At 61.7% G+C, this 5,761-nt stretch carries 9 protein-coding genes and 1 pseudogene; 3 read left to right on the forward strand and 7 right to left on the reverse strand.

Going from position 1 to position 5,761, the window contains the following annotated elements; genetic code table 11:
* A partial coding sequence (locus C9413_RS26570) for an aldehyde dehydrogenase family protein (protein WP_170251125.1) occupies positions 1-623 on the forward strand: 623 nt, incomplete at its 5' end.
* 174 nt (positions 624-797) lie between these two features.
* Here C9413_RS26570 and C9413_RS26575 read toward each other — a convergent pair.
* Entirely contained in the window at positions 798-1,664 is an 867-nt protein-coding gene (locus tag C9413_RS26575; RefSeq protein WP_039844394.1) for a LysR family transcriptional regulator, read from the reverse strand.
* 92 nt (positions 1,665-1,756) lie between these two features.
* Here C9413_RS26575 and C9413_RS33840 point away from each other — a divergent pair, with 92 nt between their 5' ends.
* Positions 1,757-1,996 (forward strand): hypothetical protein, encoded by a 240-nt coding sequence (locus tag C9413_RS33840; RefSeq protein ID WP_082046499.1) that lies wholly within the window; start codon positions 1,757-1,759, stop codon positions 1,994-1,996.
* Here C9413_RS33840 and C9413_RS26580 read toward each other — a convergent pair.
* Positions 1,941-2,291 carry a hypothetical protein gene (locus tag C9413_RS26580; protein WP_170251126.1) on the reverse strand — a complete coding sequence of 117 codons (351 nt, stop codon included), beginning with the start codon at positions 2,289-2,291 and terminating at the stop codon, positions 1,941-1,943. The two genes, C9413_RS33840 and C9413_RS26580, sit on opposite strands and share 56 nt — an antisense overlap.
* Before the next feature lie 338 nt (positions 2,292-2,629).
* On the opposite strand from C9413_RS26580, the gene C9413_RS26585 reads away from it, so the two are divergent.
* Positions 2,630-3,064 carry a glyoxalase superfamily protein gene (locus C9413_RS26585; RefSeq protein ID WP_039846691.1) on the forward strand — a complete coding sequence of 145 codons (435 nt, stop codon included), beginning with the start codon at positions 2,630-2,632 and terminating at the stop codon, positions 3,062-3,064.
* 20 nt (positions 3,065-3,084) lie between these two features.
* Here the strand turns inward: C9413_RS26585 and C9413_RS26590 are convergent, their stop codons facing one another.
* The 5 genes and pseudogenes from C9413_RS26590 to C9413_RS26610 form a co-directional block, all read right to left on the reverse strand.
* The gene (locus C9413_RS26590) at positions 3,085-3,246 is read right to left on the reverse strand and encodes a hypothetical protein (protein WP_166677406.1); all 162 of its coding nucleotides are present in this window, start codon (positions 3,244-3,246) and stop codon (positions 3,085-3,087) included.
* Between the two features lie 100 nt (positions 3,247-3,346).
* Positions 3,347-4,177 carry a helix-turn-helix domain-containing protein gene (locus tag C9413_RS26595; protein ID WP_170251127.1) on the reverse strand — a complete coding sequence of 277 codons (831 nt, stop codon included), beginning with the start codon at positions 4,175-4,177 and terminating at the stop codon, positions 3,347-3,349.
* A 62-nt stretch (positions 4,178-4,239) separates the two neighbouring features.
* Positions 4,240-4,452, reverse strand: a complete 213-nt coding sequence (locus C9413_RS26600; RefSeq protein ID WP_039844398.1) for a DUF1127 domain-containing protein — start codon at positions 4,450-4,452, stop codon at positions 4,240-4,242.
* Positions 4,453-4,543: 91 nt separating this feature from the next.
* Positions 4,544-5,341, reverse strand: a complete 798-nt coding sequence (gene iolB / locus C9413_RS26605) for a 5-deoxy-glucuronate isomerase (protein ID WP_039844399.1) — start codon at positions 5,339-5,341, stop codon at positions 4,544-4,546.
* 51 nt (positions 5,342-5,392) lie between these two features.
* A pseudogene (locus C9413_RS26610) lies at positions 5,393-5,761 on the reverse strand (myo-inosose-2 dehydratase); the annotation flags it as partial.

Here is a 5,761-nt window from a genome sequence, read left to right on the forward strand (position 1 = left end):
AGGACACAGCACACCGCCTCGTCGAGAAGCTTGCCCCGAAGATCGAGTCGCTTCGCATCGGCCCTTATACCGATGACAAGGCCGACATGGGACCGCTCGTCACCAAGGAAGCCTATGCCCGCGTCAATAGCCTGATCGATCGCGGCGTCGAGCAGGGCGCGAAACTCGTCGTCGACGGCCGCGGCTTCAAGCTGCAGGGTTATGAAGACGGCTATTTCGTCGGCGGTTCGCTCTTCGATCACGTCACGCCTGACATGGATATCTACAAGACCGAAATCTTCGGACCCGTGCTTTCGGTCGTGCGCGCCAAGAACTACGAAGAGGCCCTCGATCTGCCGATGAAGCACGAATACGGCAACGGCGTCGCCATCTATACCCGCGACGGCGATGCCGCCCGCGACTTTGCCTCGCGCATCAATATCGGCATGATCGGCATCAACGTCCCGATCCCGGTTCCGCTCGCCTATCACTCCTTCGGCGGCTGGAAGGCCTCCAGCTTCGGCGACCTCAACCAGCACGGTACGGACTCGATCAAGTTCTGGACCAAGACCAAGACCGTGACCGCCCGCTGGCCGTCAGGCATCAAGGACGGCGCCGAATTCGTCATGCCGACGATGAAGTAGTATCGAAAAGCGTCAGCTGGTGCCAATGCGGCTTTCGCGCCCATGCCGACCACGATGCTGCAATCGACATCCTGGTCGGAACACGGCGTCTATGATCGCGGAGGAAGGGCAGCGGCTCTGCGTTGAAGCGATAACTATCGGCGGAGCTTCCGAAATCTTCAAGCGGGGAAGATGTTAACCACCGCTCTTTCGCCCTGCAAACATATCCCGGTTCTCGCCGAAAAGCGCCGCAAGTCTGTCGATGACCGTGCGTACCTCCGGACGCTGGCGCTCGTCGTCATGCGCCGTGATCCACATGTCATAAGTGAGTGGCTCGATGATCGGTCCGGCGCGCGTCAGGCCAGGCTCCCCATCGCCTATGAAGCATGGCAGCACGCCGCGGCCGGCGCCGCCGCGGATCAGGTGGAAGAGCATATGTGGCGTGTTCGTCCAGCCGGTGATCCAATAGTCCGGCTGCTCGAAGGTCCATTTGTCCGCCGGTGTGATCGCGATGTCGGTGCCCAGCGAAATCCAGTTGCGGTTGTCATCGTCGAAGCTTGCCGCCTGGTAGGCGGCGTGCGCTACCGTCACCGAACGCCGGATCGCGATATTGCCGTTTTCCGGACGGCTGTGCCGGATGGCGATATGCGCTTCGCGATAGGTGAAATCGACGCCCGCGTCGCAGGTCTTGTAGCACATGCGGAACCGGTCTTTCGGCGTCCAGATTCTTGCCAAGTGGTCGGCGATGAAACGCGACGTCCAGCTGTCGGCAGTCGTCGAAACGATCGGCAGGGTCAGCACTTCGCCGCGCCAGTCGGAGATCGACTGCGCGGCCTCCTGCATCAGGCGCACGCGCTCCAGAAGCGCCGTGCCGTCCTTTGCCAGCAGATAGCCGGTTGGCCCACGTGTGAAGAGCGCCCGGCCCGTAGCGCGCTCGAGCGCCAGCATGCGCCGGCCGATCGTCGGCGCGCTGAGGCCGGTCTTTGACGCAGCCGCCGACAGTCCTCCGGCGGTCGCAACGTGGAAGAAGAGTTGAAGATCGTCCCAGTTCGCGTCTTTCATTTTTGAAAACCCCCTTTCTTCCGCAGGCTCTACATTCGGCTGCAGCGAAGGCCTAGTTCAAGTGCTCCAACAGATAGATGGAGAACCTGACAATGCTTCTCAACTGGGCTGTTCTCTGGAACGAGCTGGAGACAAGAAACAGAAGCCGTCGCCGCGATCCCCTGGCAGACCCGCTCGACGGGCCAGAATGGGACGGCCTGCGGTGGCTCCTGCCGTTGATCGTGTGGTTTGCCGCGCGCGACAGTGCCCGCCCTCCCGGCCGGGCCGCAACGTGCGTCACACGTCCGCTTCGAAGCTCAGGCGCAGCACATGGTGCAGGAATTCGGCGTTGATCAGCATGTTGCAGCTGATCGTCACAAGCTCGCCTTCGCGTTTGCCGACCGTCGAACCAATCTCGTCGCGGATGCCGAGGATTTCCAGGAAGAAATGGTTCGGAACCTCGAGTGTCGGGCTCACTTCGAGGACGGCGCCGGGGAGATTGATGGTGCGGATCAGGCAGCGGACCTGCGTGCCGGTGCTGAGGTGATGGCCGACGAAAATGATCTTGCCGGGCCGGTCGAGCGAGAAATCCCGATAGGATTTCTCCTGCTCGTTACTGTCGTCGTTGAGGTGCGTCTGAAAGGCCATTTCAGCCTCCACTCGTTGTACGATTGAAAGGTAACGCATGAATGCTGACAGGTACTGAACCGGATCAATAGAATTTGAGCCTTATGCGTAGCTGGACGAAAAAATCTTGATTTCGACAAGGGCGGAAGAACCGGGCGGTCCATTCTGGGGCAATTCTTGACAGAGCAGGCCGCTTCGCCCATATCAAGCACCGGTTCGAGGCGCCGGCCGCTCGCGGATGAAAGTCCATGGTGAAGTCCTTAAAGTTCACGTCGCAGCCAATTTGGTGCATGCTGACTGACGGCAATGCGAGCTCCCCTTTGCAGTCAAAATGGCATGCCATCCGAAAGGCTCAGCACATGACGACCTATCTTACCATCGATGAATTGAAGGCGCAGGCAAAGCGGCTCCGCCAGGCGATGGAACCGCGCGGTACTGCGATTTCGCACAGTGCCGCGCTCGAACTCGTTGCCCAGCAACACGGCGTGCGCGATTGGAATACGCTTTCGGCTCTCGCAACAAAGCCGAACGCCGATCCCATCGCCGCGCTCTCCGTGGGCTCGCACGTGCGCGGCCGCTACCTGAACCAGCCATTTACCGGCAAGGTTCTGGCTCTCGCAGAGACCGGCGGTGGGCTTCACAAGATCACCATCCATTTCGATGAACCGGTGGATGTCGTGACCTTCGAGAGTTTCTCGGCGTTCCGGCAGCGCATCAACGCGCAGATTGACACGAACGGCGTCTCGCCGCGGAAGACATCGAACGGCCAGCCGCATCTGGTACTCGATATCTAGCCGCGGGAGAGGTCCTGACCTTAGTTCTTGGCGGTCGTCGCTGCGGTTGCAGCGGCGTCGGCCTCCTTCAGCGCTGCGGCGCATTCTTCGCAGCAGACCTCGACGGTTTTGCCGCCAAGTTTGACGCTGATAGCCTCGCGACCGAGTTCGCAGTCGCAGGCAGCGCATGTAGTCTTCTTCATCTGATGATCCTCCGGTTGATCGTCCCGCGACCGGGACAGGATCATAAGATCATCAAGGGGCCATCGGCGCTGTCCAAATCTTTAGCGATCGGCCGGCGCATCACCTCAGTCGCGCCAGGCGCTGAAATTCGGCGGGCGTCTGGCCGAAGGCCTGCTTGAAGGAGGCACTGAAGTGGCTGTGGCTCGAGAAGCCCAGATCGAGGCCGAGCGCGGTCAGATCCTCGTATATTCCAAGAAGATCAAGGGCGCGGGCAAGGCGCAGCCGCAGTTGATAGCGATAGAGCGGCGTCGCTTCCACCTGCTGGAAAACCTGGGTGAGGTAGACGGGCGAGACGCCGACTTCGTTGGAGATCTCGGCCAGGGTCCAGCGGCGCGCGAGATCTGAAGAGAGCACAAGCTTTGCCCGGTCGACGAGCTTCTGCCGTCCGGCGCTGGCGCCCGCTGCATGCGAGGTGCGCTCGCCTAGCGAGCGGCGCACGAGTGTCAACGCCAGTGTCTCGGCCTCAAGCGGCTCGGCTGCTTTCCGGTGCAGGCCATGGCGCAACAGCGCAACCAGGGCCTGCGCGCGCGGATCGATCCGGCGGCGCTGGCGGCGGAAGGAGAGGAGTTCGCCTGCCTGCACCTGCTCCTTCGGCGCAAGCTCTGCAAGAACGGATTCGTCGATCGCCAGATCGATGCAGGCATCGCCGCCTTCGTCCGGATGACTGATCCGGTAACCCTGGCCGGCATTGAAGAACTGCATCTGGTTGGCTTCGGCCACCGCATCGTTGCAGCCGACATGGCGCATGAAGACGCCGCGATAGGGATAGACGAGGCTTGTCCTGTGGGCGTATTCCTCGCCGCTCTTGTGACGGCACTCCCCACTGCAGACGATGTCACGGATCGTCACGATCTTCGTCTTCAAGAGCAGGGCGGTTGATATCTGCGGCATCGAACCTTCCAGGTCTGATAGGCGGCGATACGGGGTTCGTCCTGGTTGCACGGTATCACACCTCAATAGCGTGAATAGACATGGACGTCGCTTTCGGTCTGGCCGCGCGAAAGACCGATATCCTTGAGCTGGTCGTCTGAAAGCTCGAGCAGGGCGTTGCGGTTGCGCCGTTCGGCCATCCAGCGCTCTGCCGCGATGAGGATTGCAAGCAGCCATGGCCGCGTCTCAGGCGAGGAACGGAACTGCCTCGACGGGATAAAGCTTGGGCCGCGCATGGTGATCCTCCATCCTTTCTGATTGGATGAAGGCAGTGAACCACCTGCGCGGCTTTCGCGCTGTCAGATTATTTAGCGATCGAAGGCGGCGCTACGCCTTTAGCAGCCATTCGTGCTCGCGCGCATTGTGGAACTTCCAGATGCGCTTCGGACCGGCCATCACGTTGAGATAGTAAAGGTCGTAGCCGTGGCAGGCAGCACAGGGGTGGTAGCCCTTCGGTACCAGCGTCACATCGCCGTCTTCCAGCACCATCACCTCGTCCAGCGAGCGGTCGTCGGTGTAGACGCGCTGGAAGCCGAAGCCCTGGGGCGGGTTCAGGCGGTGGTAATAGGTCTCTTCGAGGAAGCTTTCGTTCGGCAGGTCGTCCTGGTCGTGCTTGTGCGGCGGATAGGAAGACGTATGGCCGCCCGGCGTGATGACTTCGACGACCAGCAACGAATGCGCCGAGCTGTCGTCCTCCGGCATGATGTTGTTGACGTAGCGGACATTCGTGCCCTTGCCGCGCGCGAGTGCCGGATGCGTGCCCGGCGGGATGGCCTTCGCCTCGTAGGTGCCGCCACCCGGTGCCGAGCAGACGGCGAGTTCCAGATCGGTCTCGGCCGTCACCGACCAGGTCGATTCCATCGGGATATAAAGCGCATGCGGGCTACCCTCAAAGGGGCTCATGCGCTCGCCGAGCGTACCGAAATCCTTGGTACCGGCCTTCGCCTTGCCCTTGCCGCTCACCCAGACGAGGCAGACCTCGCGGTCGCCGGTCTCGCCGGCTGCAGTTTCGCCCGGCTTCAGCCGGTGGAGGTCGAAGCCCACATAGGTCCAGCCGGCATTCTCCGGCGTGACATGGGTGACGCGGCCGTTCGTGCCGTTCGGCTTGACCTTGAGATTGGGCATGGTCGTTTCTCCTTTTAAGCTGTGGGGGGCGGCCTGGCTCCGGTAGTCAACTCAGCCCTTGTCCAATCCAGCTTCCTTCGCAAGACCCTTCAGCGCCTTCAGCCCCATCGACTGATACTCGAACGGATTGCGCTTGAGCGGGTCCTGCTCGGCTTCGATAACCAGCCAGCCCTCGTAACCGTGGTCGGCGGCGACCCTAAGGACCGGCAGGAAATCGACGCCGCCCTCCTTGTCGCCGGGGACCGTAAAGACGCCGCGACGCACACCTTCGAGGAAGGAGCGCTTGTCACCCTCGACCTGATTGCGGATGGTTGGGCGGACGTTCTTCGCGTGGATATGGCGGCCGCGGGGTATGTGCCTTTTTGCCACTGGCACCGGGTCTCTGCCGCCGGACCAGGCAGGTGCCCCTGTGCCGCGGTG

It is taken from the genome of Rhizobium sp. SEMIA 4085, from assembly GCF_013004495.1.
In the GTDB taxonomy this organism is placed as follows: Bacteria; Pseudomonadota; Alphaproteobacteria; order Rhizobiales; family Rhizobiaceae; genus Rhizobium; species Rhizobium gallicum.

What these genes read in the sequence shown, in the direction of transcription:
- C9413_RS26575 (WP_039844394.1), bottom strand. Translation starts at nt 1,664, where the DNA reads ATGAAAGACGCGAACTGGGACGATCTTCAACTCTTCTTCCACGTTGCG.
- C9413_RS33840 (WP_082046499.1), top strand. Translation starts at nt 1,757, where the DNA reads ATGCTTCTCAACTGGGCTGTTCTCTGGAACGAGCTGGAGACAAGAAAC.
- C9413_RS26580 (WP_170251126.1), bottom strand. Translation starts at nt 2,291, where the DNA reads ATGGCCTTTCAGACGCACCTCAACGACGACAGTAACGAGCAGGAGAAA.
- C9413_RS26585 (WP_039846691.1), top strand. Translation starts at nt 2,630, where the DNA reads ATGACGACCTATCTTACCATCGATGAATTGAAGGCGCAGGCAAAGCGG.
- C9413_RS26590 (WP_166677406.1), bottom strand. Translation starts at nt 3,246, where the DNA reads ATGAAGAAGACTACATGCGCTGCCTGCGACTGCGAACTCGGTCGCGAG.
- C9413_RS26595 (WP_170251127.1), bottom strand. Translation starts at nt 4,177, where the DNA reads ATGCCGCAGATATCAACCGCCCTGCTCTTGAAGACGAAGATCGTGACG.
- C9413_RS26600 (WP_039844398.1), bottom strand. Translation starts at nt 4,452, where the DNA reads ATGCGCGGCCCAAGCTTTATCCCGTCGAGGCAGTTCCGTTCCTCGCCT.
- iolB (WP_039844399.1), bottom strand. Translation starts at nt 5,341, where the DNA reads ATGCCCAATCTCAAGGTCAAGCCGAACGGCACGAACGGCCGCGTCACC.